General features: G+C 65.4%; 22 protein-coding genes. 15 read left to right on the top strand and 7 right to left on the bottom strand.

The features are described 5' to 3' along the window. Positions 1-19: 19 nt before the first annotated feature. The 3 genes from AC5P8C_RS14540 to AC5P8C_RS14550 all read right to left on the bottom strand — a co-directional run bounded on the left by AC5P8C_RS14540 (position 20) and on the right by AC5P8C_RS14550 (position 4,036). A complete protein-coding gene (locus AC5P8C_RS14540) occupies positions 20-1,516 on the bottom strand; it encodes a UdgX family uracil-DNA binding protein (RefSeq protein ID WP_019660951.1) in 1,497 nt (498 codons plus the stop codon). Then, positions 1,497-2,780 carry a putative DNA modification/repair radical SAM protein gene (locus AC5P8C_RS14545; RefSeq protein ID WP_019660952.1) on the bottom strand — a complete coding sequence of 428 codons (1,284 nt, stop codon included), beginning with the start codon at positions 2,778-2,780 and terminating at the stop codon, positions 1,497-1,499. The genes AC5P8C_RS14540 and AC5P8C_RS14545 overlap by 20 nt, the downstream gene beginning before the upstream one ends. Before the next feature lie 128 nt (positions 2,781-2,908). Continuing rightward, positions 2,909-4,036, bottom strand: coding sequence for a PilT/PilU family type 4a pilus ATPase (locus AC5P8C_RS14550; RefSeq protein ID WP_019660953.1), 1,128 nt, complete (start codon positions 4,034-4,036; stop codon positions 2,909-2,911). A gap of 121 nt (positions 4,037-4,157) precedes the next feature. Here AC5P8C_RS14550 and AC5P8C_RS14555 point away from each other — a divergent pair, with 121 nt between their 5' ends. From AC5P8C_RS14555 to AC5P8C_RS14605, 11 genes are all read left to right on the top strand, one after another. After that, complete coding sequence (locus tag AC5P8C_RS14555; RefSeq protein WP_019660954.1) at positions 4,158-4,523, top strand: DUF4398 domain-containing protein; 366 nt, start codon at positions 4,158-4,160, stop codon at positions 4,521-4,523. Then, entirely contained in the window at positions 4,520-5,404 is an 885-nt protein-coding gene (locus AC5P8C_RS14560; RefSeq protein WP_019660955.1) for an OmpA family protein, read from the top strand. The genes AC5P8C_RS14555 and AC5P8C_RS14560 overlap by 4 nt, the downstream gene beginning before the upstream one ends. 324 nt (positions 5,405-5,728) lie before the next feature. Beyond that, entirely contained in the window at positions 5,729-5,965 is a 237-nt protein-coding gene (locus tag AC5P8C_RS14565; RefSeq protein WP_005407964.1) for an HP1242/YdcH family protein, read from the top strand. Positions 5,966-6,266: 301 nt separating this feature from the next. Then, positions 6,267-7,637 (top strand): pyridoxal-phosphate dependent enzyme, encoded by a 1,371-nt coding sequence (locus tag AC5P8C_RS14570; protein ID WP_021202680.1) that lies wholly within the window; start codon positions 6,267-6,269, stop codon positions 7,635-7,637. A 123-nt stretch (positions 7,638-7,760) separates the two neighbouring features. Then, the gene (locus AC5P8C_RS14575) at positions 7,761-8,945 is read left to right on the top strand and encodes a cystathionine gamma-synthase (RefSeq protein ID WP_019660958.1); all 1,185 of its coding nucleotides are present in this window, start codon (positions 7,761-7,763) and stop codon (positions 8,943-8,945) included. Beyond that, a complete protein-coding gene (locus AC5P8C_RS14580) occupies positions 8,945-9,739 on the top strand; it encodes an ABC transporter permease (protein ID WP_019660959.1) in 795 nt (264 codons plus the stop codon). The genes AC5P8C_RS14575 and AC5P8C_RS14580 overlap by 1 nt, the downstream gene beginning before the upstream one ends. After that, positions 9,729-11,084 carry an ABC transporter ATP-binding protein gene (locus tag AC5P8C_RS14585; protein WP_495219063.1) on the top strand — a complete coding sequence of 452 codons (1,356 nt, stop codon included), beginning with the start codon at positions 9,729-9,731 and terminating at the stop codon, positions 11,082-11,084. The genes AC5P8C_RS14580 and AC5P8C_RS14585 overlap by 11 nt, the downstream gene beginning before the upstream one ends. Further along, on the top strand, positions 11,084-14,506 hold the full coding sequence (locus AC5P8C_RS14590; protein ID WP_019660961.1) for a glycosyltransferase: 3,423 nt from the start codon (positions 11,084-11,086) through the stop codon (positions 14,504-14,506). Before AC5P8C_RS14585 ends, AC5P8C_RS14590 begins: the two co-directional genes overlap by 1 nt. A gap of 8 nt (positions 14,507-14,514) precedes the next feature. Continuing rightward, positions 14,515-16,302, top strand: a complete 1,788-nt coding sequence (locus AC5P8C_RS14595; protein ID WP_026347123.1) for a hypothetical protein — start codon at positions 14,515-14,517, stop codon at positions 16,300-16,302. Between the two features lie 2 nt (positions 16,303-16,304). After that, positions 16,305-16,778, top strand: a complete 474-nt coding sequence (locus AC5P8C_RS14600; RefSeq protein WP_019660963.1) for a GtrA family protein — start codon at positions 16,305-16,307, stop codon at positions 16,776-16,778. Further along, positions 16,775-17,614, top strand: coding sequence for a glycosyltransferase family 2 protein (locus tag AC5P8C_RS14605; RefSeq protein WP_019660964.1), 840 nt, complete (start codon positions 16,775-16,777; stop codon positions 17,612-17,614). The genes AC5P8C_RS14600 and AC5P8C_RS14605 overlap by 4 nt, the downstream gene beginning before the upstream one ends. Positions 17,615-17,631: 17 nt before the next feature. Here the strand turns inward: AC5P8C_RS14605 and AC5P8C_RS14610 are convergent, their stop codons facing one another. The 4 genes from AC5P8C_RS14610 to AC5P8C_RS14625 all read right to left on the bottom strand — a co-directional run bounded on the left by AC5P8C_RS14610 (position 17,632) and on the right by AC5P8C_RS14625 (position 21,138). After that, positions 17,632-18,597: a glycosyltransferase family 2 protein gene (locus AC5P8C_RS14610; protein WP_111097817.1), complete on the bottom strand. Its 966-nt coding sequence runs from the start codon at positions 18,595-18,597 to the stop codon at positions 17,632-17,634. After that, positions 18,587-19,279 (bottom strand): NAD-dependent epimerase/dehydratase family protein, encoded by a 693-nt coding sequence (locus AC5P8C_RS14615; RefSeq protein WP_019660966.1) that lies wholly within the window; start codon positions 19,277-19,279, stop codon positions 18,587-18,589. Before AC5P8C_RS14615 ends, AC5P8C_RS14610 begins: the two co-directional genes overlap by 11 nt. Positions 19,280-19,450: 171 nt before the next feature. Next, the gene (locus AC5P8C_RS14620) at positions 19,451-20,392 is read right to left on the bottom strand and encodes an electron transfer flavoprotein subunit alpha/FixB family protein (RefSeq protein WP_019660967.1); all 942 of its coding nucleotides are present in this window, start codon (positions 20,390-20,392) and stop codon (positions 19,451-19,453) included. Next, complete coding sequence (locus AC5P8C_RS14625; RefSeq protein ID WP_019660968.1) at positions 20,392-21,138, bottom strand: electron transfer flavoprotein subunit beta/FixA family protein; 747 nt, start codon at positions 21,136-21,138, stop codon at positions 20,392-20,394. Before AC5P8C_RS14625 ends, AC5P8C_RS14620 begins: the two co-directional genes overlap by 1 nt. A 263-nt stretch (positions 21,139-21,401) precedes the next feature. Between AC5P8C_RS14625 and rfbB the strand changes: the two genes are divergently transcribed. Genes rfbB through rfbD form a run of 4 tightly spaced genes read left to right on the top strand, consistent with a single transcriptional unit; the run spans position 21,402 to position 24,818 of the window. Then, positions 21,402-22,457, top strand: coding sequence for a dTDP-glucose 4,6-dehydratase (gene rfbB, locus AC5P8C_RS14630; RefSeq protein WP_111097806.1), 1,056 nt, complete (start codon positions 21,402-21,404; stop codon positions 22,455-22,457). Between the two features lie 14 nt (positions 22,458-22,471). Beyond that, a complete protein-coding gene (rfbA, locus tag AC5P8C_RS14635) occupies positions 22,472-23,359 on the top strand; it encodes a glucose-1-phosphate thymidylyltransferase RfbA (RefSeq protein ID WP_019660970.1) in 888 nt (295 codons plus the stop codon). Continuing rightward, positions 23,356-23,928 carry a dTDP-4-dehydrorhamnose 3,5-epimerase gene (gene rfbC / locus AC5P8C_RS14640; RefSeq protein WP_019660971.1) on the top strand — a complete coding sequence of 191 codons (573 nt, stop codon included), beginning with the start codon at positions 23,356-23,358 and terminating at the stop codon, positions 23,926-23,928. Before rfbA ends, rfbC begins: the two co-directional genes overlap by 4 nt. Beyond that, positions 23,925-24,818 carry a dTDP-4-dehydrorhamnose reductase gene (gene rfbD / locus AC5P8C_RS14645; RefSeq protein ID WP_019660972.1) on the top strand — a complete coding sequence of 298 codons (894 nt, stop codon included), beginning with the start codon at positions 23,925-23,927 and terminating at the stop codon, positions 24,816-24,818. Before rfbC ends, rfbD begins: the two co-directional genes overlap by 4 nt. Positions 24,819-24,821: the final 3 nt, after the last annotated feature.

Raw genomic sequence — 24,821 nt, forward strand, 5'->3', positions numbered from 1 at the left:
CGCCGGGCGCGGCCCGGCGCTACCGGTCCCCGGCCCGTGGTAGCGCCGGGCCATGCCCGGCGGATGCCCCATCCCCTCGCAACATCTGCCGAAGGTCTTCCCGGAACAGCCGATAGCCGGCCTCGCGGCGTGCATCGTCGGTCTGCCGCAACACCCACGCCGGGTGCACCGTGGCGTAGCCGCGCGTGCCATCTTCGAGGGTGTGCCAGCGTCCGCGGTCGCGTGAGAGGTCGAAGTCACGACCGAATACCGAGGCTGCCGCTGTCGCGCCCAGGCATACGATCACCTGGGGCCGCACGCGTGCGATCTCACCCATCAGCCAGGGGCGGCAGGCCTGGATGTGGCGGCTTTCCGGCCGCTTGTGCAGCCGCACCTTGCCGCGCCGCTCATGGTGGAAGTGCTTCACCGCGTTGGTGAGGTACAGCTGGGCGCGATCGATTCCCAGTTCCGCCAGTGCGCGGTCCAGCACCTGGCCGGCAGGTCCTGCGAACGGCTGCCCGCGCAGATCCTCGGTATCACCGGGCTGCTCGCCGATCACCATCACCCGCGCATCGGCAGGCCCCTGCCCGAACACGGTCTGCGTGGCCTGCTCCCATAGCGGGCACTGGCGGCAGGCACTGGCCTGTCCGCGCAGATTGTCCAGGCTGCTGGCATCGGCTGCCGGCGTCGCAGCGTTCGCACGCGGGGGAATCCTGCGTTGCGGTGCCTGTGCCGGCCGGTCATGCATTTCCTGCACGCGGTCGGCCGCGTCGCGCACCAGGCGTGGCAGCAACCGGGCTTCAGGCAGGTGGCGCCAGTACTTGGCCGGCATTTCCTGCATCATCATCCGTGTGTTGAGCCGCGCCGGATTGAAGATGCTGGCGTAGTAGGTCTGCCACAGCGACTCGCGTGCATCCTCGGCCGGGGCATCTTCGCGCCGTGCACCGGGGCCAAAGGCAAGCGCCTGCCCATCCCAGGCGACGCTGCGTTGGGGCGTGAGGATGGCCCAGCGCATGCCGGTGAAGCGGCGCGCGAAGAACGGCGCTACCCGGTCGACGATGTGGTGCTGTGGCTCGAACCAGGCGATGAACGCGTCAGGTTGGCCGGGCACTTCCCGGAAGCGCACGAACGCCTTCATCTTGTGCGTGTCACGGCGGACGGCCTGGGCCAGAGCCGTTGCGCGCAGCACATCGGCGTCGGCGGGGTTGCCCAGCACCGCACGCTCGCCATGGGCGATGCGCCACAGCAGGCGATACAGCAAGGCCAGGCGCTGGGGATCGCGATGGCACAGGCAGGTGGCCGCCAGCTCCAGGAAGTCACGTGGAACGTTGGGTGCACCGGCCTCGGCAAGCATCGGCGCCTGCTGCACGGCCGGTGCATCCAGCAGCGACGTTTCGCTCCCTTCCAGCCAGTCCAGCTGCGGCGGGGCAACGCCGCGCAGCAACGCTTCGCGCGCAGCATCGCGCCAGGCCTGCAGCGACCACGGCGGATCCACCCGCAGCGACCAGCGCTGCGCGTCAGGCCGCGGACGGGGCATCGAACAGCGAACCCTGGCGCGGCGGCGGGGCCAGCTGCGCGCGCAGCGCCGCCGGATCATCCAGTGCTTTGCGCGGGTGATGGTCGGCCAGCAGCACGAACGGCAGCAGCTTGCTCATCGGTGCTTTCAGGCGCGCGATGTCGGCCACGCGCAGCCGCCCGTGACGGCGCGCCATCAGCACGCGCTTGACGTTGCGCACGCCGAGGCCGGGCACGCGCAGCAGCATTTCCTTCGGTGCCCGGTTCAGATCGACCGGAAAGCGCTCGGGATGGCGGATCGCCCAGGCCATCTTCGGGTCGATATCCAGGTCGAGCATGCCGTCCTGGGTGGTATCGGTAATCTCATCCACGCCGTAGCCGTAGAAGCGCAGCAGCCAGTCGGCCTGGTAAAGGCGATGTTCGCGCTGCAGCGGTGGCGGCTGCAGTGGCAGCTGCCGGCTGGCGTCCGGAATCGGGCTGAACGCGGAGTAGTAGACCCGGCGCATCCGGTAACTGCCGTACAGGCTGTCGGCGCTGGCCAGGATCTGCTGGTCGTTGGCCCCGTCCGCGCCGACGATCATCTGCGTGCTCTGCCCGGCCGGGGCGAAACGGGGAGGGCGCGGGCGTGCGCTGCGGCTGGCCGTCGGGGCCACCGCTGCGGGGGCCTTGCGCGCCTCCTTGGCTTCCTCGATGCGCCAACGCAGTTCGCCCATCGCGCCACGGATGGAATGAACCGTCTTCTCCGGCGCCAAGGCGCTCAGGCCGGCTTCGGTCGGCAGTTCCACGTTGATGGACAGGCGGTCGGCATAGCGCCCGGCACTGGCCAGCAGGTCCGGCGAGGCCTCGGGAATGGTCTTGAGGTGGATGTAGCCGGCGTAGCGGTGTTCTTCGCGCAGTTGCCGGGCTACTTCCACCATCTGTTCCATGGTGTAGTCCGCATTGCGGATGATGCCGCTGGACAGGAACAGGCCCTCGATGTAGTTGCGCTTGTAGAAGTCCAGGGTGAGCGTGACCACCTCATCCACGCTGAAACGTGCACGGGGCACGTTGCTGGAGACCCGGTTCACGCAGTAGGCGCAGTCGTAGACGCAGAAGTTGGTCAGCAGGATCTTCAGCAACGAAACACAGCGGCCATCGGGCGTGTAGCTGTGGCAGATGCCCATGCCCTCGGTGCTGCCGATACCGCCACTGGCGCGCGAATCGCGCTTGCCCGAGCCGCTGGAGGCGCAGGAGGCATCGTACTTGGCGGCATCAGCCAGAATGGCCAGCTTGCGGATGGTTTCCATTGAGGAAACCTACGGATGAGGGGTCTCATTGGATGAGATGGCCCCTGAACTCTTCAGAAAAGGGACGGAGGGGATCAAGTCGCAAGTGCACAAACGACTTAATCCCCTCCGTCCCCTTTTTCGTGCGATCAGAAGCCGTGGGTGATGCTGGGCGCGCCCGCCGAGAAATCGGCGTACGGGTCATGCTCGCCACTGCTACCTTCGGACAGGCGGAACTTCAGGGCCAGGCCATCGCGCGAGTCGGCCGCGCGCAGCGCTTCTTCGTGCTCGATGATGCCGGCCTTGGCCAGCCGGAACAGGCACTGGTCAAAGCTCTCCATGCCTTCCTCCAGCGAGGCTTCCATCGCCGCCTTGATTTCGTGCACCTGGCCGCGGCGCAGCAGGTCGCGGATCATCGGCGTGTTGATCAGCACCTCGGTGGCCGGCAGGCGTCGGCCCTCCTTGTTCTTCACCAGGCGCTGGCTGATCACCGCGCGCAAGTTCAGCGCCAGGTTCATCAGCACGTTCTTGTGCGCGCTTTCCGGGAAGAAGTTGAGGATGCGCTCGATGGTCTGGTCGGCGTTGTTGGAGTGCAGGGTGGCCAGGCACAGGTGGCCGGTCTCGGCGAAGGCGATCGCCGCCTCCATCGTTTCCGCATCCAGGATCTCGCCGATCAGGATCACGTCCGGCGCTTCACGCATCGCGTTCTTCAGCGCGTTGTGGAAGGCATGGGTGTCCAGGCCGACCTCGCGCTGGTTGACGATCGACATCTTGTGCTTGTGCAGGTACTCGATCGGGTCCTCGATGGTGAGGATGTGACCGGTGGTGGTGCTGTTGCGGTGGTCGATCATCGACGCCAGCGAGGTGGACTTGCCGGAGCCGGTGGACCCCACCACCAGCACCAGCCCGCGCGGGGTCATGATGACGTCCTTCAGCACCTGCGGAAGGTTCAGCTCCTCGATGCTCGGGATGCGGCTGCGGATGGCGCGGATGACCATGCCGACCTCACCCCGCTGCTTGAACACGTTGACGCGGAAGCGCCCGGCGTCGGGCAGGGCGATGGCCATGTTGAGCTCGAGTTCGCGCTCGAACTGCGGCACCTGGCCCTCGTCCATCAGCGAGTAGGCAATCTTCTTCACCATGCCCGGCGGCAGGCCGGTGTTGCCCAGCGGATAGAGCTTCCCCTCGATCTTGATGTAGACCGGTGCCCCGGTGGTCAAAAACATGTCCGAAGCGTTCTTTTCGGTCATCAGCTTCAGGAAGTAGCCGATATCCATTGCGAATTTTCCCCAACGAAACGGCCGACGCCCGTTGCCAGCACGGTGTCGGCTTGACGACAATGGCCGTGAACCGACAACCGGTACGGCCTCCCCAATGAAACGACTTAGCTTCGCACGAATGCGCCATGGCCTGTATGTGATGGCGTTTGCATTCGCACTGTCTGCCCCCGCCTGGGCGCAGGACGCCGCCTTGGAACTGGCGCAGGCCCGGCAGGCGGTCGACAAGGCCACCCAGGCCGATGCCGACCAGTACGCCCCGGACCTGATCGGGCTGGCCCGGCAGGGGCTGGAGCAGGCCCAGCGCGCCGCAGGCGACCGCCGCGAGCGCAAGAATGCGCCGGCAATGGCCCTGCGCGCCGCCGCCGATGCCGACCTGGCCCGCGTCCGCAGCGAGGAAGCCACCGTCAGCGCGCAGCTGCAGCTGCGCCGCAACGAGGTCAACCAGCTGCAACGCCAGCTGTCGACCGGGGAGGACCGCCGGTGAAGCCGATGACCGCCGCAACCCTGGCCGCGCTGCTGGCGCTGCCGACCCTGGCCATGGCCGCCGACAACCCGATGGTGGCGCAGCTGAGCCAGCGCCTGATGGCCATCCAGGCCAACCCGGATACCGCTGAGCTGGGCGCGTTCGAGCGCATGCAGGCCCAGCAGGCCATCGCCACCCTGGACAAGGCCAAGCGCCGCGATCAGGAGCTGGCCACCTACCTGGCCGAGCGCCGGGTCGAGATCGCCGAGACCGCCGTGCGCACCGCACTGGCCGCGCGCGAGGTGGACCGCCTGGATCGGACCCGCAGCGACCTGCTGATCGAGGCCAGCCGCCGCGATGCGGCCCGTGCCCGCCAGGAAGCCGAGCAGCTGCGCATGCAGGCGCAGATGCAGGCCGAGGAGGCCGAACGGTTGCGCCAGGCCGCCGAAGCCGAGACCCTGGCCCGCCAGGACGCCGAGAACGCCCTGACCAGCGTGGCCGGCAAGCAGCAGCAGCGTCTGAGCGCCGCACAGCAGAACGCCGCCAAGCTGGCCCGCGAGGAAGCCGAACTGGTGTCCGGGCAGAAACTGCCGGGCTCGAAGTTCGATGGCCGTGGCGAAGTTTTCACCTTCGCTGGTGACGCATTCGCCGTCGGCGCGTCAAGCCTGTCCAGTGGGGCCCGCAATCAGGCCAAGGCCCTGGCCGAGTACCTGAACATCGGCAAGAAGGGCCGCCTGCGCATCGAGGCCTACGACAGTGCCAACGGCGTGGGCCAAAAGCGTGCCGAAGCGCTGCGCGACGCCCTGGTCGCGGGTGGTGTCGCCAGCAACCGCATCCAGGTCAGCGGCAAGAAGGCTGCGTCCACCCGGGCGCGCTCGGCCGAGGTCATCATTGCCCCGTAATGCATTGATATTGTTTGTTTTTCGTTGTGATGAGCATTCAGCCTGAACCCCGCCTCGGCGGGGTTCGGTCTTTTTGACGCAGGGGTCTTGTACCCCGCCTTGAGCAGGCGTAGGGTCAATCGTCCGGGACGCAATGCCGCGGACCGGACGATGGGAGGGCCGGGCCGATGCAAGCAGGGCGCGAACCGCAGCAGATCGACGTGCGCAGGCCAGTGCCGCAGGTCGTTGCAGGCGTCCAGGTGGCCATCGACCGGCGCTCCTCCATGAACAACGCCCCGTGCCTTTCGGCCGGGGCGTTCGTGTATCTGTCGAAGGAGGTCCATCATGTTTGAAGATCAGCCCCAGAGCGAGATCGACGCACGTCGCGCGCGTGATCCGGAGTTCAGGGCACTCCATGACCAGCACCGCAAGTTGAACAAGAAGTGCATGGACGCGGAGTTGGGTGTACTCCCGATCGATGATGTCACCCTGGGTCGCATGAAGCGCGAGAAGCTGCTGGCCAAGCAACGTCTTCTGCGAATGTACGAAACACCGCTCCCAACGACGTCCCCCACGCTTTGACGCACATCGTCGCGCCCGGAACGGCGTGACCCGGCCATCGATGGCCCTGCCGGGGGCTCCTGCCCTGGCATCGCGGCCGCGCCGATGAGGCGGCCGCGCCAAGGCACCACAGGCGGTGGTGCCTTGGCCTTCAGGCACAACTCACCGATGCGGGCGGCACCGGTCTCCTCGTCGATCCGGGGCCGTCCGCATCCCTTTTTTGCGGGCTTCCGGCCCCGCGGCGCAACGACCTGACATTCATCGCCATCCGACGGATAATCATCGGTCCGGCCCTGCGCGGCGCGAATCGAAAGTCCTCCGAATGCCCATTCATTCTTCCGTCCTCGAACTCATCGGCCAGACCCCGATCGTCAAGGCCCAGCGCCTGGACACCGGCGTCTGCGAGCTCTACCTGAAGCTGGAGAGCGCCAACCCGGGCGGATCGATCAAGGATCGCATCGGCCTGTCGATGATCGAGGCGGCGGAGCAGCGTGGCGACCTGAAGCCGGGCGCGACCCTGGTTGAAGGTACCGCCGGCAACACCGGCCTGGGCCTGGCGCTGGTGGCACAGCAGAAGGGCTACAAGCTGATCCTCGTCGTTCCCGACAAGATGAGCCGCGAGAAGATCTTCAACCTGAAGGCGATGGGCGCCGAAGTCCGCCTGACCCGCTCGGACGTGGCCAAGGGCCATCCGGAGTACTACCAGGACCTGGCCAAGACCATCGCCGAGCAGACCCCGGGCGCCTACTTCATCAACCAGTTCGGCAACCCGGACAATCCGGCAGCGCACGAATTCGGTACCGGCCCGGAGATCCTGGAGCAGATGGGGGGTGACCTCGACGCCATCGTGTTCGGCTGCGGCAGCTCCGGCACCATGACCGGCCTGTCGCGAGCGTTCGCCAAGCTGTCGCCCAAGACCGAGCTGGTGCTGGCCGATCCGGTCGGCTCGATCCTGGCCGAATACATCAACGACGGCGTGCTCAACGACAAGTCGGGCAGCTGGCTGGTGGAGGGCATCGGCGAGGACTTCCTGCCGTCGATCTCCGATTTCAGCCGTGTCAAGAAAGCCTATGCAATCAGCGACGCCGAGAGCTTCCACACCGCGCGCGAGCTGCTGGGCAAGGAAGGCATCCTCGGCGGTTCGTCCACCGGCACCCTGCTGGCCGCAGCGCTGAAGTACTGCAAGGAGCAGACCACGCCGAAGAAGGTGCTCGTACTGGTCTGCGATACCGGCAACAAGTACCTGTCGAAGATGTACAACGACTACTGGATGCTGGACAACGGCTTCCTGCAGCGCCCGCAGCACGGCGACCTGCGCGACCTGATCCTGCGTCCGTACGGCCAGCGCGACACTGTCGTTATTGGCCCGAACGACCTGCTGACCACCGCCTACCAGCGCATGAAGCTGTATGACGTGTCGCAGCTGCCGGTGATGGACGGTGACCAGCTGGTCGGCATCGTCGATGAAAGCGACGTCCTGCTGCATGTCTATGGCGACGAAGCGCGCTTCCGCGACACGGTTGCCACGGCGATGGTCAGCAAGCTGGACCGGCTGGACGTGAAGTCGCCGATCGAGGCCCTGCTGCCGGTGTTCGACCGCGGCCAGGTGGCGATCGTGATGGACGGCGATGCTTTCCTGGGCCTGATCACCCGTATCGACCTGCTGAACTATCTGCGCCGTCGCGTGCAGTAAGCCGCCGATCACGGCAGTTCACCGCTGAATTCCGGTTTATTCGCGTCAAAGCTCGTTAAGGCTGCGCTGATAGACTCCCGATCCTTTGACGGCGCCGCACGTCGGCGCCATTCAGGAAACGACATGTCCAACTCCTCTTCGCCCGACCGTGCGCTGGCCCTGGCCACGCTGGCCATCCACGGTGGCCAGTCGCCCGACCCCAGTACCGGTGCGGTGATGCCGCCGATCTACGCCACCTCGACCTACGCCCAGTCCAGCCCGGGCGAGCACCAGGGCTTCGAGTACTCGCGCACGCACAACCCGACCCGTTTCGCCTATGAGCGTTGCGTGGCGTCGCTGGAAGGCGGTACCCGTGGCTTTGCGTTCGCTTCGGGCATGGCGGCCAGCTCGACGGTGATCGAGCTGCTGGACGCCGGCAGCCACGTGGTGGCGATGGACGATATCTACGGCGGCAGCTTCCGCCTGTTCGAGCGCGTGCGTCGCCGCACCGCCGGGCTGGATTTCAGTTTCGTCGACCTGACCGATCTGGCGGCGTTCGAAGCCTCGATCACGCCGAAGACGAAGATGGTGTGGATCGAGACCCCGACCAACCCGATGCTGAAGATCGTGGACATCGCCGCGGTCGCTGCCATCGCCAAGCGCCATGGCCTGATCGTGGTGGTCGACAACACCTTCGCCTCGCCGATGCTGCAGCGCCCGCTGGAACTGGGCGCGGACCTGGTCCTGCATTCGGCCACCAAGTACCTCAACGGTCACTCGGACATGGTCGGCGGCATGGTGGTGGTTGGCGACAACGCCGAACTGGCCGAGCAGATGGCGTTCCTGCAGAACTCGGTGGGTGGCGTGCAGGGCCCGTTTGACAGCTTCCTGGCCCTGCGCGGCCTGAAGACCCTGCCGCTGCGCATGAGGGCACATTGCGCCAACGCGCTGGCCCTGGCCCAGTGGCTGGAAAAGCACCCGGCGGTGGAGAAGGTGATCTACCCCGGCCTGGCCTCGCACCCGCAGCATGAGCTGGCCGGCAAGCAGATGGCCGGCTACGGCGGCATCGTCTCGATCGTACTCAAGGGTGGGTTCGAGGCGGCCAAGCGCTTCTGCGAGAAGACCGAGCTGTTCACCCTGGCCGAGTCGCTGGGCGGTGTGGAAAGCCTGGTCAACCACCCGGCGGTGATGACGCATGCCTCGATCCCGGTCGCACGCCGGGAGCAGCTGGGAATCAGCGATGCGCTGGTGCGGCTGAGCGTGGGTGTTGAGGAGTTGGGGGATCTGCAGGTGGATCTGGAGCGGGCATTGGTGCAGCAGGCTGGCTGATGGGAATTCTCTCGGTTATCGGCAAGCATCGTTCGCTGACGTTCGAACTGAGCCAGCGCGAAGTCCTGGGCCGCTACCGCGGGGCCAGTTTCGGGCTGCTGTGGTCGTTGATCAGTCCGTTCCTGATGCTGCTGGTGTACACCCTTGCCTTCGGCTTCGTGATGAAAGGCCGCTGGCCGGGATCGACAGGATCGACCACCGACTTTGCCCTGATCCTGTTCGCGGGCCTGACCGTGCACGGGTTCTTCGCTGAGTGCTTCACCCGCGCCCCACAGCTGATCGTAGCCAACACCGGCTTCGTCAAGCGGGTGGTGTTCCCGCTGGATATCCTGGTGTGGAGCATGACCTTCTCGGCGCTGTTTCACCTGCTGATGAACATGGTGGTACTGCTTCTGTTGCAGTTGGCGATCAAGGGCAGCATTCCGGCCACGGCCATCCTGCTGCCGGTGGTGATCATCCCGCTGGTGATCCTCACAGCGGGCGTGGGCTGGATCGTCTCGTCGCTGGGCGTGTACCTGCGTGACATCGGCCAGATTGCCGGCGTGATGGCGGCGGCGATGCTGTTCCTGTCCTCTGCCATCGTGCCGGTCGAATCGGTACCGGAAAGCTATCGCATCGTGTTCGAGTTGAACCCGCTGACCTTCATCATCGACCAGGTACGCGAAGTGGTGATCTGGGGCCGGCTGCCCGACTGGGCCGGCCTGGGTCTCTACACCCTGATCGCCTGTGCGGTGGCTCTGCTGGGCCATCGGATGTTCAACAAGTTGCGCGTGGGGTTTGCCGATGTCCTCTGAGCTGACCGACGGCGACATCGTCATCGATGTGCAGGGCGTGGGCAAGGCGTACCACATGTACGAACGCCCCTCGCACCGGCTGTTGCAGGCCCTGGCCGGCAAGCGCAAATCCTTCTACAAGGATTTCTGGGCGCTGCGCGGCGTCAGTTTCTCGATCCGCCGCGGGCAGACGGTGGGTATTGTCGGCCGCAACGGCTCGGGCAAGTCCACCCTGCTGCAGATGATCGCCGGTACCCTCAACCCGACCGAAGGCCATATTACGGTCAAGGGGCGGGTGGCGGCGCTGCTGGAACTGGGTAGTGGCTTCAACCCGGAATTCACGGGGCGCGAGAACGTCTACCTCAACGCTACGATCCTGGGATTGAACCGGCCCCAGATCGAGGCGCGCATGGAGAGCATCCTGGCCTTCGCCGACATCGGTGAGTTCATCGACCAACCGGTACGCAGCTACTCCAGTGGCATGTCTGTACGGTTGGCCTTCGCGGTGATTGCCCATGTCGATGCCGACATCCTGATCATCGACGAGGCGTTGGCCGTAGGCGACGCCTTCTTCTCGCAAAAGTGCATGCGTTTCCTGCGCGAGTTCCAGAAGAACGGAACGCTGCTGTTCGTCAGTCATGATGCAGCGGCGGTGACCAACCTCTGCGAAAGTGCGGTATGGCTCCAGAATGGCCAGATGCGCCTGTCCGGTACCTCGCAGGAGGTGATCGAAGCGTATATGACGGAGCAGCATGTGGTCGGTCGCCGCGAAGCTGGTGTCGAAGACGTCAAGGTGGAAAGGAAGTCGCGCAGGCTGGCGTCCGACGGTCCGGACTTCCGCCACGATGCCCTGCGCGAAGCGGGCGTCAGAAACCGGATCGCCCTGTTCGAATTCGACCCGGAGAATGTGGGCCAGGAGTTCGGTGCGCAAGGTGCGAGAATTGTCGATGTCGCACTGACCGACCAGGACGGCTCGCCGCTGGGCATGGCCGAAGGCGGCGAGCTGGTCCGGCTGCGCGTCCGGGTTGAGCTCATGCAGTCGCTGGACAGCCTGATCGTCGGCTTCTGCGTGAAGGATCGACTGGGCCAGAGGTTGTTTGGCGACAACAGCTATTTCGCCTGCAAGGACGCGCCGGTGGGCGGGCGCGCCGGCGAGTCTGTCGTGGCTTCGTTTCTGTTCCGCATGCCGGTGATGCCGTCCGGCTCTTACATGATCGATGCAGCGGTTGCCTCCGGCGACCAGCACGACCACACCCAGCAGCATTGGATCCATGACGCGCTGGAGTTCCGCGCGATCGACGAGACCATGCGGTTTGGCCTGGTGGGACTGCCCATGCTTGCCATCGAAGTCACCAAGGAATCCTGATGATCGAGTTCACCGGCGAACGTTTCGTCCCTACCGAACACGGTGTCATCCGCCAGGAACATCTGCATCGCTATGCGTGGTGCCTGCCCCTGGTGGAAGGCAAGGACGTGCTCGACGTGGCCAGTGGTGAAGGCTACGGCAGCGCGATGCTTGCCGGGCGCGCGCGTTCTGTCCGCGGTGTCGACATCTCGCAGGATGCCGTTGGGCATGCGCGGGAGCGCTATGCCGGCGTAGCGAATCTGCAATACCTGCAGGGTTCGGCCGCGGCAATTCCACTTCCAGACGACAGCGTCGATGTGGTGGTCTCCTTCGAGACCATCGAACACCTGTACGAGCAGGAGGAGATGATGTCCGAAATCCGTCGCGTACTGCGGCCGGATGGCGTGATGATCATGTCCTCGCCCAACAAGGAGGTCTACTCCGATCGCGCCGGCTACCACAACGAATACCATGTCAAGGAACTCTACCTGGAAGAGTTCCGCACGCTTGTGGAGCGGTATTTCCCGGCGATGTACCTGTGCGGCCACCGCATGTCGGTCTGTTCGACCATCACAGGGCTGGATGGAGGACCGGCGCAGCCTGTCTACCAGGCGCTGACCGATACTGGCGAGGGCGTGCAGGAGCGTGCCGCAGTCATTCCCGACGCTGTCTATTTCGTAGTGGTGGCCGCGGCGGACCCATTGCTGCTGCCGCAGCTGCCAGCGTCGGTGCTGTACACCGAGGCGGAGGATCTGTACGCCCATCACCATGAAGTCGCGCGCTGGGCCCAGGCGCAGGACGCGGAGATCGGTTCGCTGCGAGGCCATGTGGTACGCGAGCAGAGCGTGGTGGCAGAGCTGCATCGTCAGCTTGAGCAGGCCGGGCTGGCCGCCGCCGAACGGCTGCAGCAGTTGGAGCAGGATCAGCGCGCGACGGTCGCACGCCTCCAGCAGCAACTGGAGCATGAGAAGGCGCGGGCCCAGCACCTCGAGTCGGCGATGGCCGAGGTATGGGAGGTCCGCAGCCAGCTGCAGGCACAGATGACCGCAGTGTCCGGCCTGACCAGTGCGGCACGCGCCGAATTGCGCAAGCGCCACGAGCAGATCGATCAGCTCCTCCACCAGTCAGGTGTCAGCCTGCCGGGTAGGCAGCTGGCGGAGGAGAGCGATGGCAGCGAGGTATCGGCGCTTCTGGCGTCCTATCGCGAGGAACTGCAGTCGTTGCAGGATCTGACCGGCTCGCTGATCGGTTCACGTTCCTGGCGCATCACCAAGCCTCTGCGTTTCGCTGGTCGCGTGCTACGCGGCGAGTGGCGTGTGGTTCTGCAATCGCTGCGTGCGTCCGGGCTGGCGCGGCATCCACTGCTCAAGCCGATGGTGCCGATGGCAAAGCGGATGCTGCTGAAGCAGGACGAATCCGCGCCGGCTGCGCTGGACGGACTGTTGCTGGAGGACGTCAGGAACGACCCGCAGGCCATCCTGGAGAGCGTACGCTTCGCCGAGGTGGCGGAGCCGTTGGTCAGCATTGTCATCCCGACTTACGGTAATTTCGAGCAGAGCCTGGCGTGCGTGGCATCCATTGCCCGTGCCGGTGCGCGTGTACCGTTCGAGGTGTTGGTGCTGGAGGATGCCTCCGGCGATACGCGGATCGGCGGCCTGGCAGCAATTCCGGGGCTGCGCTATCACGCCAATCCGAAGAATCTGGGTTTCCTGCGTTCCTGCAACCAGGCTTTGACCTTGGCCCAGGGCCGCTACGTGTATCTCCTCAACAACGACACCGAGGTCCGGCCGGGCTGGCTGGATGCCCTTGTCGCGGTGTTCCAGTCGCATCCGGATGCCGGCTTGGTCGGCTCCAAGCTCGTTTACCCCGATGGCCGGCTGCAGGAAGCGGGCGGTATCGTATGGGCCGATGGCAGCGCCTGGAACTTCGGGCGGCTTGAGGATCCCTCGCGCCCCGCCTACAGCTATCTCAAGGAAGCCGACTATGTGTCCGGCGCATCGATCATGTTGCCGTTGGACCTGTTCCGCGAACTTGGCGGGTTCGACGAACATTTCGCTCCGGCCTACTACGAAGACACGGACATTGCCTTCCGGGTGCGTGCACGCGGCCTCAAGGTGTACATGCAGCCGGATTCGGTGGTCGTGCATTACGAGGGCGTCTCCAGCGGTACCGATGAGAGCAGTGGCGTAAAGGCGTGGCAGGCGGTCAACCGCGACAAGTTCCTTGAGCGCTGGGGCCCGACGTTGCAGGAAACGCAGTTCGCCAATGCCGAGAATGTCTTTCTCGCCCGCGATCGTTCGCGCAGCAAGCGCCACGTGCTTGTGGTCGATCATTACGTTCCGCAACCGGACCGTGACGCGGGATCACGTGCGACCTGCCAGGTGCTGCAGACGCTGGTGCAGGAAGGATGCCAGGTCACGTTCTGGCCAGCCAACGCTTACTACGACGCCGAGTACGCACCGCCGCTGCAGCGATCGGGCATCGAGGTGATGCATGGAGCCGCATGCGTGGGCACGGACGGCTTTGACGCCTGGATGGAGGCCAACGGTCGCTACCTGGATGTGGTGATCCTCAATCGTCCGCATATTTCCATCGAGCTGGTGGCCAGCGTCCGCCGGCACAGCAAGGCAACGCTGGTGTACTACGGGCACGACATCCATCATCTGCGCATGCAGCAGCAGCTTCACGTGAAGCCCGACGATGAACTGAAGCGGGAAACCGAGCGCTACCGCCAGTTCGAGCATGCACTCTGGCAGCAGGCCGACGTCGTGCTCTATCCATCGGAGGATGAAACGCGCCACGTGCGGCAGTGGTTGGCCGAACACGCGCCGGCCGCGACCAGCCGCGCTGCAACCATCCCGCTGTATGCTTTCGAACAGTCGGAACTGGTGCCATCACCGCAGGGCCGACAGGACATCCTGCTGGTGGCCGGCTTTGCCCATGCGCCCAACGTTGATGCTGCTCTGTGGTTCGTCAGCGAGGTGCTGCCGCTGGTCGAGCGCGAAGTGCCCGGGGTTCGGGTGAGCCTGGTGGGATCCAACCCCCGTCCGGAGGTACAGGCTCTGGCGTCCGAGCGGATCGAGGTGACCGGCTATGTCAGCGATGCGCGTCTGGAAACCTTCTATGCCCGCGCGCGGGTTGCCGTCGCACCGCTGCGATTCGGCGGCGGCGTGAAAGGCAAGGTGCTCGAAGCGCTGCGTCACGGTGTTCCATGCGTGACCACGTCAGTGGGCATGCAGGGCCTGAGCGGCGCCAGCGCGTTCATGCTTGTGGCGGACGAACCACAGGCGATGGCGGCACATATTGTCTCGTTGCTGCGCGATGACGCGCTCTGGCAGCGCGTGTCGATGGCGGAGCAGGCATTCATCGATCAGGAATACTCGCGTGAGGCGCTGTGGCGTGTGTTGTCGTCATCAATGCAGCGCGATGAGCAGGCAGCATGAGGCAGCCGATGAGGGGACACGCAGCACAGCGTCCGACTGCCGGCGCAGGCACCAGCGGTGCACAGGTACTCCCTTGGCGCAGTGTTGCCCTGGTATTGGCCGTGGTGGCGGTGTTCGCGGCCATCCATCAGGTCATCCTCAACCGCGCGCACCCCGACGCGCTGTACATGGATTCGCTGCGCCTGCTGTTCCAGCTTGACCAATGGCAGGCGGGCCAGCTGTCCACGTTCGAGTTCTGGGGCGGATCCTCGCACCGCGGATTCGTCAACCAACTGTTCCTGTGGGCGAATGTCAGCCTTTTCGACCTTGACGTGCTGCTGGCTAATCGGTTGACCGGCGCGGTGATCTCCACGGTCGCGGTGTGCTTGTGCATCGCTTGGCTGGCCGACATGCGACGCCAGCCCGGCGCGCAGCGCCCGTGGCTGAATGTGGTGGTGATGGTGACCTTGGCGGCCCTGTGCTTCAGCTGGGCCGGCTATGAATTGTTGACTCTGGATCTGGGCCTGCCGCTGTGGACGAAGAACCTGGCCTTCGTGGCGTTCTTCTGTGGCCATGCCCACCTGCTGTCAGGGCGTTCACGCCGACCGGCGCTGTGGGTGGTGGCACTGGTGCTTGCCGCGCCGCTGATCGTGCTGGTCTGTGGCATGGGCTGGAACTACGCCTTCGTCGGCGCCGTGGTGATCGTGCAGGTGTTTTCGTTCCTGCCGCGCTGGCGGGCCGAGGGGCGCTGGACCGGCATCCTGCCGAGCGCGGCGGTCGCGCTGTCGATGGTTGTGTATCTGCTCAGCGGCTCGGTCACCGACGCGTCTACCCGCAACGGCCTGAATATCGGGTTGGATCTGCCGGCGCTGCTGCTGTACGCGGTGGGCTCCACGATGGGGTATCCCGAAGCCGTGCTGATGGGCGGAAGGCTGCCGCTGGAGGCCATTGCGGTGGTTGGTGGCATCCTGCTTCTGGTCGGCGTGGTCGCTGCTGTCGCCTGGCTGCGCCGCGGCGCTCCCGGGTCGCGGTTGCCACTGCTGCTGGCGCTCTATGGTGTTCTGATCGCCGCTTCGCTGACACTGGCACGCGGTGCTGAGGGGCCGTTCGCGGTGATGGCGTCGCGCTACTACATGGACCTTGTGCTCGGACTGGCGGGTGTGATCTGGCTGGCGGCCCGCGAGCTGCAGGCCGCGCCCCGGGCATCAGGGTGGAACGCGCTGGTGGGTGGCCTGCTGTCGGCCGTGATGCTGACCCAGCTGCTCACCTATGTCCACGAGTGGAGAGCCAGTCCTTTCCGCGAAGCCATCTTCGCGTCCATGAACAAGGCATTGTTGCGGGCCGTGCCCGACGAGGCTGCCGCAGGGTTGCTGCAGGCGCAGCTGGATTATGCGCGCAAAGGCGCCAACGTCATGCGGGAGCGCCGTCTGGCGCTGTACGCCGACAGCACGGCCAGCGATTGTTCCACGCGCAGGATCGGGTATACCCAGGGCTGGCATCCGCCCGAAGGCGCCGTGCGCTGGAGTGGCGCGCACGCGTCACTCGCGCTTCCTCCCTGTGGTTGCGCGTACTTCGCCGAGCTGTACGTGCCGCCCGGGCAATCCGAGCGCCACGTGCGCATCAACACCGGCGGGGGCAACGAGGATGTGCTGACCGTGCGGCCAGGTCAGGCCGCGCGCGCGCGCGTGGGCAATGAGCATGCCGAACTGACAGTCAGTCCGGTGAGCATCCCCAGCCGTGACCAGCCCGGCAGCAGCGATGCCCGAGAACTGGGTGTACTGCTTACCGGTTTCTCGGTGAGCTGCGAGGTACCGTGAGCATGACCAGGAAGGACAACGACGCGTTGCCGCGCTCCGGCCCGCCCGGTCCGCTGCAGCGCCTGATCAAGGACCAGCGCGTCCTGTTCCTGCTGGTCGGTGGCGCCAACACCGCCTTCAGTACGGCATTGTTCGCCGGGCTGGTGCTGCTGCTGGGCCCCAAGGTGCCGTCGGTCGTGAGCCTGGGCATCGCCTGGGTGGTCTCGCTGGTGCTGGTGTTCTTCATCTACCGACGGCTGGTGTTCCGGGTCAGCGGCAATGGCTGGCGCGATTTCCTGCGCTTCACCAGCGTCAATGTCGGCAGCCTGCTGTTGAACATGGGGGCACTGGCCCTGCTGGCCGACGTGCTCGGCCTTCCGGCCATTCCGACGCAGATCGTCATTACCGTTCTGGTGGTGATCTTCAATTATGTTGGCCACAAGCATTTCTCTTTCCGGCGACGACCGGAACCACCTACCGCGGAGAAAAAGGAATGAACCCACGTGTCTCGGTCGTGGTGCCGGCCTACAGGAACGTCGAGTACCTTGCGCAGACGCTCGATTCGATCCTCGCGCAGGACTACGATGATTTCGAGCTGGTCGTGGCTGATCATTCCTCCAACGACGGCACCACTGAACTGCTGGCCCGCTATGCCGGTCATCCCAAGGTCCGGGTACTCGACCCGACACCCGCCGGCGGCGGTGCCAAGGCCAATTGGGACCGGGTCAGCATTGCAGCCCACGGCGAGCTGCTAAAGCTGGTCTGCGGCGATGATCTGATCGCACCCGATGCCCTCAGCCGGCAGGTCGCGGCGCTGGATGCACACCCCTCGGCAGTACTGGTGGCCAGCAAGCGTGACCTCGTGGATGCGCACGGCAAGGTGGTGATCGCCGGCCGTGGCCTGGGTCCGCTGAAGGGGCTGGTAAGGGGGCGCGATGCGGTACGGGCATCGGTGCTTGCCGGCACCAACCTTTTCGGTGAGCCGGGCTGCGTGATGTTCCGACGCGAGCTGCTGGTGCAGGCGGGGGGCTGGGACAACTCCCACCCCTACCTTATCGACCAGGCCAGCTATTCGGCGATCATGCTGCAGGGCGACATGGTCGCGCTGCGCGAGAGCCTGGCCAGTTTCCGCATCAACGCAGGGCAGTGGAGCGTGAGGCTGATGAACGACCAGGCGCAGCAGGCCATCGATTTCCATAACGCCTTGGCCGCAGCGCATCCGCAGCTGCTGTCGCCGATGACCTTGCGCGTGGGCAACCTCAAGGCCCGCCTGATGGCGCAGGCGCGGCGCCTGACCTACCTCTGGCTCGGGCGCCGGATGGGCGCGGCCTGAGGCCGCAGCCAAGGAACTCAGGGGCGATCGTCTTCGTCCCGGCCTGCCACGTTGGTGGTACGCCCGATGATGTACTGCGGGCGGTTGTTGATGTTCAGCAGAACGCGGCCGGTGTATTCGCCGATGACACCGAGTGCCAGCAGCTGCAGGCCGCCCATGAACAGGATGGTAATGATCAGTGACGGCCAGCCGACCGCCATCTGCGGGCTGTGCAGTTTCTGCCAGAGCACCACCACCGCCATCACGAATGCCACGCATGAGGCCAATACCCCGGCCAGCGAGACGAAGCGCAGCGGCACGATCGAGAAGCTGGTGGCCATCTGCAGCCAGAGTGAAATCGATTTGCTCAGGCTGTAGCCCGAGCGGCCATCGCTGCGCGCGTGGTGCTGGCCGGAGATGGTCGCGATGCGCTTGGGGCTGGTGCTCTGTACCAGCAGTCCGTCGAGATACACAAACGGGCCTTGGTAGCGCCGGGCTTCCTCACCCAGTTCACGCACGAAACCGCGGAAGGGCGAAAGGTACAGACCCTCGGGCTTCTTCAGCAGGCGTGCGGCCACCATATCGTTGAAGCGGCTGCCGGCGCGCTTCCACAGTGCATGCTTGCGGCCTTCGAACTGCACGTAGCACAGGTCGGCACCGTCGCGCAGCGTCTGCAGGATGCGAGGGATGTCGGCCGGGTCGTGCTGCAGATCATCGTCCATCGTGACGATATAGCGGCCCCGCGCAAAGCCGAGGCCGGCCATGATTGCATTGTGCTGGCCGGCATTGCGGCGCAGGTCCACGCCAACCAGCCACGGCCGCGTGCGAGCCTCACCGCGGATGACTTCCCAGGCATTGTCCGGGCCGGAATCGTGCACCAGTACGACCTCGAAGCCATCAGCGCCCAGCGCCGGCACCAGCACTTCCTCCAGGCGGCGGACAAGGTTGGGCAGGATCGAGGCGCTGCCGTAGACGGGAATGACGACGGAGAGTTCAGGCTTCATGGCGGGGGCCATAGTATTTCTGGATCACACGGAGTGGATAGTCTGGCCCAAAATCCACCCCGATGTCGCGAGCGACCTGCTCGGAGAGGCTGCTGTCGATGGCCATCGCTTCTCCACGTTCCATCAGCACGCGATGCGCACGGCGGCCGAGCACCTGCTCGAACAGGTCGACGATACGGGGCATCGGCAGTGACCAAGGTGAAGCGATGGCCACCACCGACGGCGCTGCACCGCCCTCGAGAATGCGGGTAGCGATGGCTGCGACATCGTCGATGTCGATCAGATTGCGTTGTGCGCGTGTCCACAAGGTCAACTGCCGTTCCTGCAGGATGCAGTCGCGCAGGAAGTTGGTGAGGGTATTGGGGTTGCGTGTACGCCCTACCACCTGCGGCAGACGCAGCACAGTGCCACGGCCAGAGCCGATCACCAGCGCTTCCATGGCGCGCTTGTGCTGGAAATAGGCCGAGTGCTCTTTGGCATTGACTACGTTGCAGCTGCCGAAATAGACCAGCCGCTGCTGGCCTTCGGCCAAATACCCGGTGAGCATGGAGCGTTCGCGGGCGAACGCTTCCGGGTCGGTTTCGTTCGAGTTGGAGACACCCGAAGCGAAAATGATGGTCGAATCGTCCTCGGCATAGCGCTGCGCGAAAGCGCGCGCCACCAGTCCGGAACCGACAATCATCGGGAAGGGGCCGAAGGACGACGGGGCAGGAAGCTTGTGTACATGTCTATGGCGCGTCCATGAGGTTCAGGCCCACGGGGCCAGTGGCAGGAAAGCATACGCCAGCTGGCGCATTGGCTGAGGAGAGGATGGACCGGAGCGGCCCAGCCGCTCCGATCACATCGCCGGGCATCAGGCCAAGGCCTTTTCCAGATCCGGCAGGATCGCGAACAGATCCCCAACCAAGCCGATATCGGCAATCTCAAAGATCGGCGAATCCGGATCCTTGTTGATCGCCACGATCGTACCGGCGTCCTTGATGCCGGTCAGATGCTGGATCGCACCGCTGATGCCCACCGCCACATACAGCTCCGGGGCGATGATCTTGCCGGTCTGGCCCACCTGCAGGTCGCTGGGCACGTAGCCGGCATCGACCGCGGCGCGCGAGGCACCGACGGCGGCGCCGAGCTTGTCGGCCAGCTGGAAGATGACCTTGAAGTTCTCTTCCGAACCGACGCCGCGGCCACCGGAGACCACGCGCTTGGCGCTCTGCAGGTCCGGGCGGTCGCTGGCACCGGCGGCCAGGCCGATGAAGCGGGTGTGGCTCGGCAGGGCAGCATCGACGCTGGCCGCTTCAATGGTGGCACTGCCGCCCTGGGCGGCTTCCGGCCATGACGCGGCGCGTACGGTGGCGACCACGATCTGGTCGGCGGGGGCTTCCACGGTGATGATCGCGTTGCCGGCGTAGATCGGGCGCTTGAAGGTGTGGCTGCCTTCGACGGTCATCAGGTCGGAGACCTGGTTGACGCCCAGCAGGGCGGCCACGCAGGGCATCAGGTCCTTGCCGAAGGTGGTGGACGGGCCGAACACGTGGGTGTAGCCCTTGGCCAGCTGCGCGATCTGCGGCGCCAGCACCTGGGCGATGGCCTGCGCGTTGGCAGCGTTGGCCACGGTCAGAACCTTGGCGACGCCAGCGATCTTCGCGGCCTCAGCGGCAACGGCGGCCGGGTCGGCGGCCAGCACCAGCACGTCGATGCTGGCACCGCTGATGGCGGCAGCAGCGCTTACGGTCTTGGCGGTGGCGGCGTTGAGCTTGCCGTCGTGGTGTTCGGCGATGACGAGAATCCTGCTCATTACAGCAACCCCTTCTGCTTGAGTGCGGCCACCAGTTCAGCCGCGTCCTTGACCATCACACCCTTGCTGCGCTTGGACGGCGCGGCATACTGGGTGGTCTTGAAGGTATCGGCGGCTTCAACGCCCAGATCGGCCAGCTGCAGGGTCTCCAGCGGCTTGGCCTTGGCCTTCATGATGTCCGGCAGCTTGATGAAGCGCGGCTCGTTCAGGCGCAGATCGGTGGTGACCACCGCCGGCAGGTCCACTTCCAGCGTTTCCAGGCCGGCGTCGACTTCGCGGGTCACCGTGGCCTTGCCATCAGCAATCTCCAGCTTGCTGGCGAAGGTCGCCTGCGGGCGGCCCCACAGCGTGGCCAGCATCTGGCCAGTCTGGTTGGCGTCGTCGTCGATGGCCTGCTTGCCCAGGATCACCAGGTCCGGCTGTTCCTTCTCGATCAGCTTGAGCAGGGTGCGTGCGGCTGTCAGCGGCTGGATGGCCTGGTCGGTAACGACGTGGATGGCACGGTTGGCGCCCATGGCCAGGCCGTTGCGCAGGTGCGCCTGGGCATCGGCCGGGGCAATGGTGGCGACCACCACTTCGCTGGCAATGCCCTTGTCGCGCAGGCGCAGGGCTTCTTCCAGGGCGATTTCATCGAAGGGATTGGGTGACAGCTTGACGCCGTCGGTGACCACGCCGGAACCGTCCGGCTTGACCTGAATGCGGACGTTGTAGTCCACCACGCGCTTGTACGCGACGAGGATTTTCATCTGGTACGGGGTCCTTCAATAACTGGGGAGAACGTCCGGTCCTCGCACAGCAACCGGTTCGGGGGTGGGATCCCGATTCTAGCTGGCTTGGGACGACCATGCGAACGCGTATGGTCATGTTGCGATGCGGCATGGCTCGCGTGAGTATCGTGCGTCGTTCACGTCACGCAGGCAGTCGTGAAGACGAACCACATGTATCCTGTGCCGCTGTGTCGGGCGCTTCATAGCGCCCCTTGGATGAATTTCGATCAGGAGAACAGGTAGTGCCCACATGGCTTGTCACCGGCGGCGCCGGATTCATTGGCGGTAACTTCGTTCTCGAGGCCGTCGCGCGCGGCGTCAAAGTCATCAACCTCGATGCGCTGACCTACGCCGGCAATCTGAAGACCCTGTCCAGCCTGGACGGCAACCCGAATCACGTGTTCGTGCAGGGCGACATCGGCGATCAGGCGCTGGTCACCCGCCTGCTGGCCGAGCACCGGCCGGACGCCGTGCTCAACTTTGCTGCCGAGAGCCACGTGGATCGCTCCATCGACGGTCCTGGCGCCTTCATCCAGACCAACGTGGTGGGCACCCTGGGCCTGCTGGAGGCGGTCCGTGACTACTGGAAGGCGCTGCCGGCCGAGCAGGGCGCGGCCTTCCGCTTCCTGCACGTATCCACTGACGAGGTGTACGGCACCCTGGGTGAGACCGGCAAGTTCAGCGAAACCACGCCGTATGCTCCGAATTCCCCGTACTCGGCGTCGAAGGCCGCCTCGGACCACCTGGTGCGTGCGTTCCACCACACCTACGGGCTGCCGGTGCTGACCACCAACTGCTCCAACAACTATGGCCCGTACCACTTCCCGGAGAAGCTTATCCCGCTGGTGATCGCCAAGGCGCTGGCCGGCGAGCCGCTGCCGGTGTACGGCGATGGCAAGCAGGTGCGCGACTGGCTGTTCGTCTCCGACCACTGCGAGGCGATCCGCACCGTGCTGGCCAAGGGCCAGGTCGGCGAGACCTACAACGTGGGCGGCAACTCGGAAAAGCAGAACATCGAAGTGGTGCAGGCCATCTGCGCACTGCTGGACCAGCGCCGCCCGCGTGCGGACGGCCAGCCGCGCAGCAGCCAGATCACCTACGTCGCCGACCGCCCCGGCCATGACCGCCGCTATGCGATCGATGCCTCCAAGCTGAAGAACGACCTGGGCTGGGAACCGGCCTACACCTTCGAGCAGGGCATCACCTTCACCGTCGACTGGTACCTGGACAACCAGGAATGGGTCAACGGCGTGCTGGACGGCAGCTACCGCCTGCAGCGCATCGGCACCGCAGCCTGAACCCGGGAGACACCATGACGCAGCGCAAGGGCATCATCCTCGCCGGCGGCTCCGGCACCCGGCTGTATCCGATCACCAAGGGCGTCAGCAAGCAGCTGCTGCCGGTGTACGACAAGCCGATGATCTACTACCCGCTCAGCGTGCTGATGCTGGCGGGCATCCGCGAGGTGCTGATCATCAACACCCCGCACGAGCAGGCCCTGTTCCAGCAGCTGCTGGGCGATGGTTCGCAGTGGGGCATGGACATCCAGTACGCGGTGCAGCCCAGCCCCGATGGCCTGGCCCAGGCCTACCTGATCGGCCGCGACTTCGTGGCCGGCAAACCGAGCTGCCTGGTGCTGGGTGACAACATCTTCCACGGCCACGGCCTGCGCGACGTGCTCAAGCGCGCCGATGAGCGCACCGACGGTGCCACCGTGTTCGGCTACTGGGTGAATGATCCGGAGCGCTATGGCGTGGCCGAGTTCGACAAGAGCGGCAAGGTCATCGATCTGGTGGAGAAGCCGGAAAACCCGCGTTCGAACTATGCGGTGACTGGCCTGTACTTCTATGACGGCAAGGCAAGCGATTACGCGTCCGAGCTGAAGCCGTCGCCGCGCGGCGAGCTGGAGATCACCGATCTCAACAAGCGCTATCTGGGCGAGAGAAACCTGCACCTGGAAGCGCTCGGCCGTGGCTATGCCTGGCTCGATACCGGCACCCACCAGTCGCTGCTGGAAGCCTCCAACTTCATCGAGACCATCCAGACCCGGCAGGGCCTGCAGGTCTGCTGCCCGGAAGAAATCTCGTTTGGCCAGGGCTGGATCACCGCCGAACAGCTGGAGGCACTCGCCGCGCCGCTGATCAAGAATGGCTACGGCCAGTACCTGCACAAGCTCGCCCTGCGTGGAGTTGTTCCGTGAAAGTGATTGAAACCAAGTTGCCTGGCTGCGTGGTGATCGAGCCGGCGGTGTTCGGCGACGCACGCGGCTACTTCTTCGAAACCTGGAACGCCGAACGCTTTGCCACACTGGGCTTGCCGGACCGCTTCGTGCAGAGCAATGTCTCCACCTCGGCGCAGGGCGTGCTGCGTGGCCTGCATTACCAGTGGCCGCGGCCGCAGGGCAAGCTGGTCAGCGTGCTGGAAGGCGAGGTCTATGACGTGGCCGTCGACATCCGTCGGGGTTCGCCGACCTTCGGCCAGTGGGAAGCGGTGGTGCTGAGCGCGGAGAACAAGAAGCAGTTCTGGATTCCGGAAGGCTTCGCCCACGGTTTCGCCGTCCTGTCCGAGCGCGCGGTGTTCAGCTATCTGTGCACCGAGGTCTACCTGAAGGACTTCGATGCCGGCGTGCGCTGGAACGATGCGGATATCGCCGTGGACTGGCCAGTCAGTGCACCGACGTTGTCGGCCAAGGACGAGAACGCGCCGTTCCTGAAGGACATCGCCGAAGACCGCCTGCCGGTCTACACCGCCGCCCAGGGCGCGCCATGACCGTGCTGGTGTTCGGTGGCAACGGCCAGGTCGGCCAGGAGCTGCTGCGCGCGCTGGCGCCGCTGGGCAAGGTGGTCGCGACCACCCGCAGCGGCACTCTGCCGGATGGCAGCGCCTGCGAAACCGCCGATTTCGGCCAACCTGAAAGCCTGCCGGCCCTGCTGGACCGTCTTCAGCCGTCGGTGGTGGTGAATGCTGCGGCCTATACCGCCGTTGATCGTGCCGAGCAGGATGTGGAAGCTGCGTTTGCGGCCAACGCGCAGGCGCCTGGCATGATCGCGCGTTGGTGTGCGGCCCATGGCGTGCCGTTCGTGCATTACTCCACCGACTACGTGTTCGATGGCCAGGGCACCGCGCCGTACCGCGAGGACGAGCCGACCGCGCCGCTGGGTGTGTATGGCACCAGCAAGCGCGATGGTGAGGATGCGGTACGCGCGGCCGGCGGTCGCCACCTGATCTTCCGCACGGCCTGGGTGTATGCCTCGCATGGGGCAAATTTCCTGCGCACCATGTTGCGCGTCGGCGCCGAGCGCGACCAGCTGCGTGTGGTGGCCGACCAGGTCGGTACGCCGACGCCGGCCGCGCTGATCGCTGATGTTACTGCGCAGGCGCTGCGGCATCCGGGCCAACTGTCCGGTACCTGGCACCTGACCGCCAGCGGCCAGACCAGCTGGCATGGGTTCGCCGAAGCGATCTTCGCCGAAGCGCTGGTTACCGGCGTGTTGGCGAAGGTGCCGGCGGTCGAGGCGATTCCCAGTTCCGAGTATCCGACCCCGGCCAAGCGCCCGGCCTGGTCGGTGCTGGACAACCGCAAGCTGCAGCAGGATTTCAGTATCGTACTGCCGAGTTGGCAGGATGGCCTGAAGCGGGTGATGGCGGAGATTGCCTGACCC

The sequence above is a fragment of the Stenotrophomonas sp. YJH_SMC_46 genome (assembly GCF_059370315.1).

What these genes read in the sequence shown, in the direction of transcription:
- AC5P8C_RS14540 (WP_019660951.1), bottom strand. Translation starts at nt 1,516, where the DNA reads ATGCCCCGTCCGCGGCCTGACGCGCAGCGCTGGTCGCTGCGGGTGGAT.
- AC5P8C_RS14545 (WP_019660952.1), bottom strand. Translation starts at nt 2,780, where the DNA reads ATGGAAACCATCCGCAAGCTGGCCATTCTGGCTGATGCCGCCAAGTAC.
- AC5P8C_RS14550 (WP_019660953.1), bottom strand. Translation starts at nt 4,036, where the DNA reads ATGGATATCGGCTACTTCCTGAAGCTGATGACCGAAAAGAACGCTTCG.
- AC5P8C_RS14555 (WP_019660954.1), top strand. Translation starts at nt 4,158, where the DNA reads ATGCGCCATGGCCTGTATGTGATGGCGTTTGCATTCGCACTGTCTGCC.
- AC5P8C_RS14565 (WP_005407964.1), top strand. Translation starts at nt 5,729, where the DNA reads ATGTTTGAAGATCAGCCCCAGAGCGAGATCGACGCACGTCGCGCGCGT.
- AC5P8C_RS14570 (WP_021202680.1), top strand. Translation starts at nt 6,267, where the DNA reads ATGCCCATTCATTCTTCCGTCCTCGAACTCATCGGCCAGACCCCGATC.
- AC5P8C_RS14575 (WP_019660958.1), top strand. Translation starts at nt 7,761, where the DNA reads ATGTCCAACTCCTCTTCGCCCGACCGTGCGCTGGCCCTGGCCACGCTG.
- AC5P8C_RS14580 (WP_019660959.1), top strand. Translation starts at nt 8,945, where the DNA reads ATGGGAATTCTCTCGGTTATCGGCAAGCATCGTTCGCTGACGTTCGAA.
- AC5P8C_RS14585 (WP_495219063.1), top strand. Translation starts at nt 9,729, where the DNA reads ATGTCCTCTGAGCTGACCGACGGCGACATCGTCATCGATGTGCAGGGC.
- AC5P8C_RS14590 (WP_019660961.1), top strand. Translation starts at nt 11,084, where the DNA reads ATGATCGAGTTCACCGGCGAACGTTTCGTCCCTACCGAACACGGTGTC.
- AC5P8C_RS14595 (WP_026347123.1), top strand. Translation starts at nt 14,515, where the DNA reads ATGAGGGGACACGCAGCACAGCGTCCGACTGCCGGCGCAGGCACCAGC.
- AC5P8C_RS14600 (WP_019660963.1), top strand. Translation starts at nt 16,305, where the DNA reads ATGACCAGGAAGGACAACGACGCGTTGCCGCGCTCCGGCCCGCCCGGT.
- AC5P8C_RS14605 (WP_019660964.1), top strand. Translation starts at nt 16,775, where the DNA reads ATGAACCCACGTGTCTCGGTCGTGGTGCCGGCCTACAGGAACGTCGAG.
- AC5P8C_RS14610 (WP_111097817.1), bottom strand. Translation starts at nt 18,597, where the DNA reads ATGAAGCCTGAACTCTCCGTCGTCATTCCCGTCTACGGCAGCGCCTCG.
- AC5P8C_RS14615 (WP_019660966.1), bottom strand. Translation starts at nt 19,279, where the DNA reads ATGATTGTCGGTTCCGGACTGGTGGCGCGCGCTTTCGCGCAGCGCTAT.
- AC5P8C_RS14620 (WP_019660967.1), bottom strand. Translation starts at nt 20,392, where the DNA reads ATGAGCAGGATTCTCGTCATCGCCGAACACCACGACGGCAAGCTCAAC.
- AC5P8C_RS14625 (WP_019660968.1), bottom strand. Translation starts at nt 21,138, where the DNA reads ATGAAAATCCTCGTCGCGTACAAGCGCGTGGTGGACTACAACGTCCGC.
- rfbA (WP_019660970.1), top strand. Translation starts at nt 22,472, where the DNA reads ATGACGCAGCGCAAGGGCATCATCCTCGCCGGCGGCTCCGGCACCCGG.
- rfbD (WP_019660972.1), top strand. Translation starts at nt 23,925, where the DNA reads ATGACCGTGCTGGTGTTCGGTGGCAACGGCCAGGTCGGCCAGGAGCTG.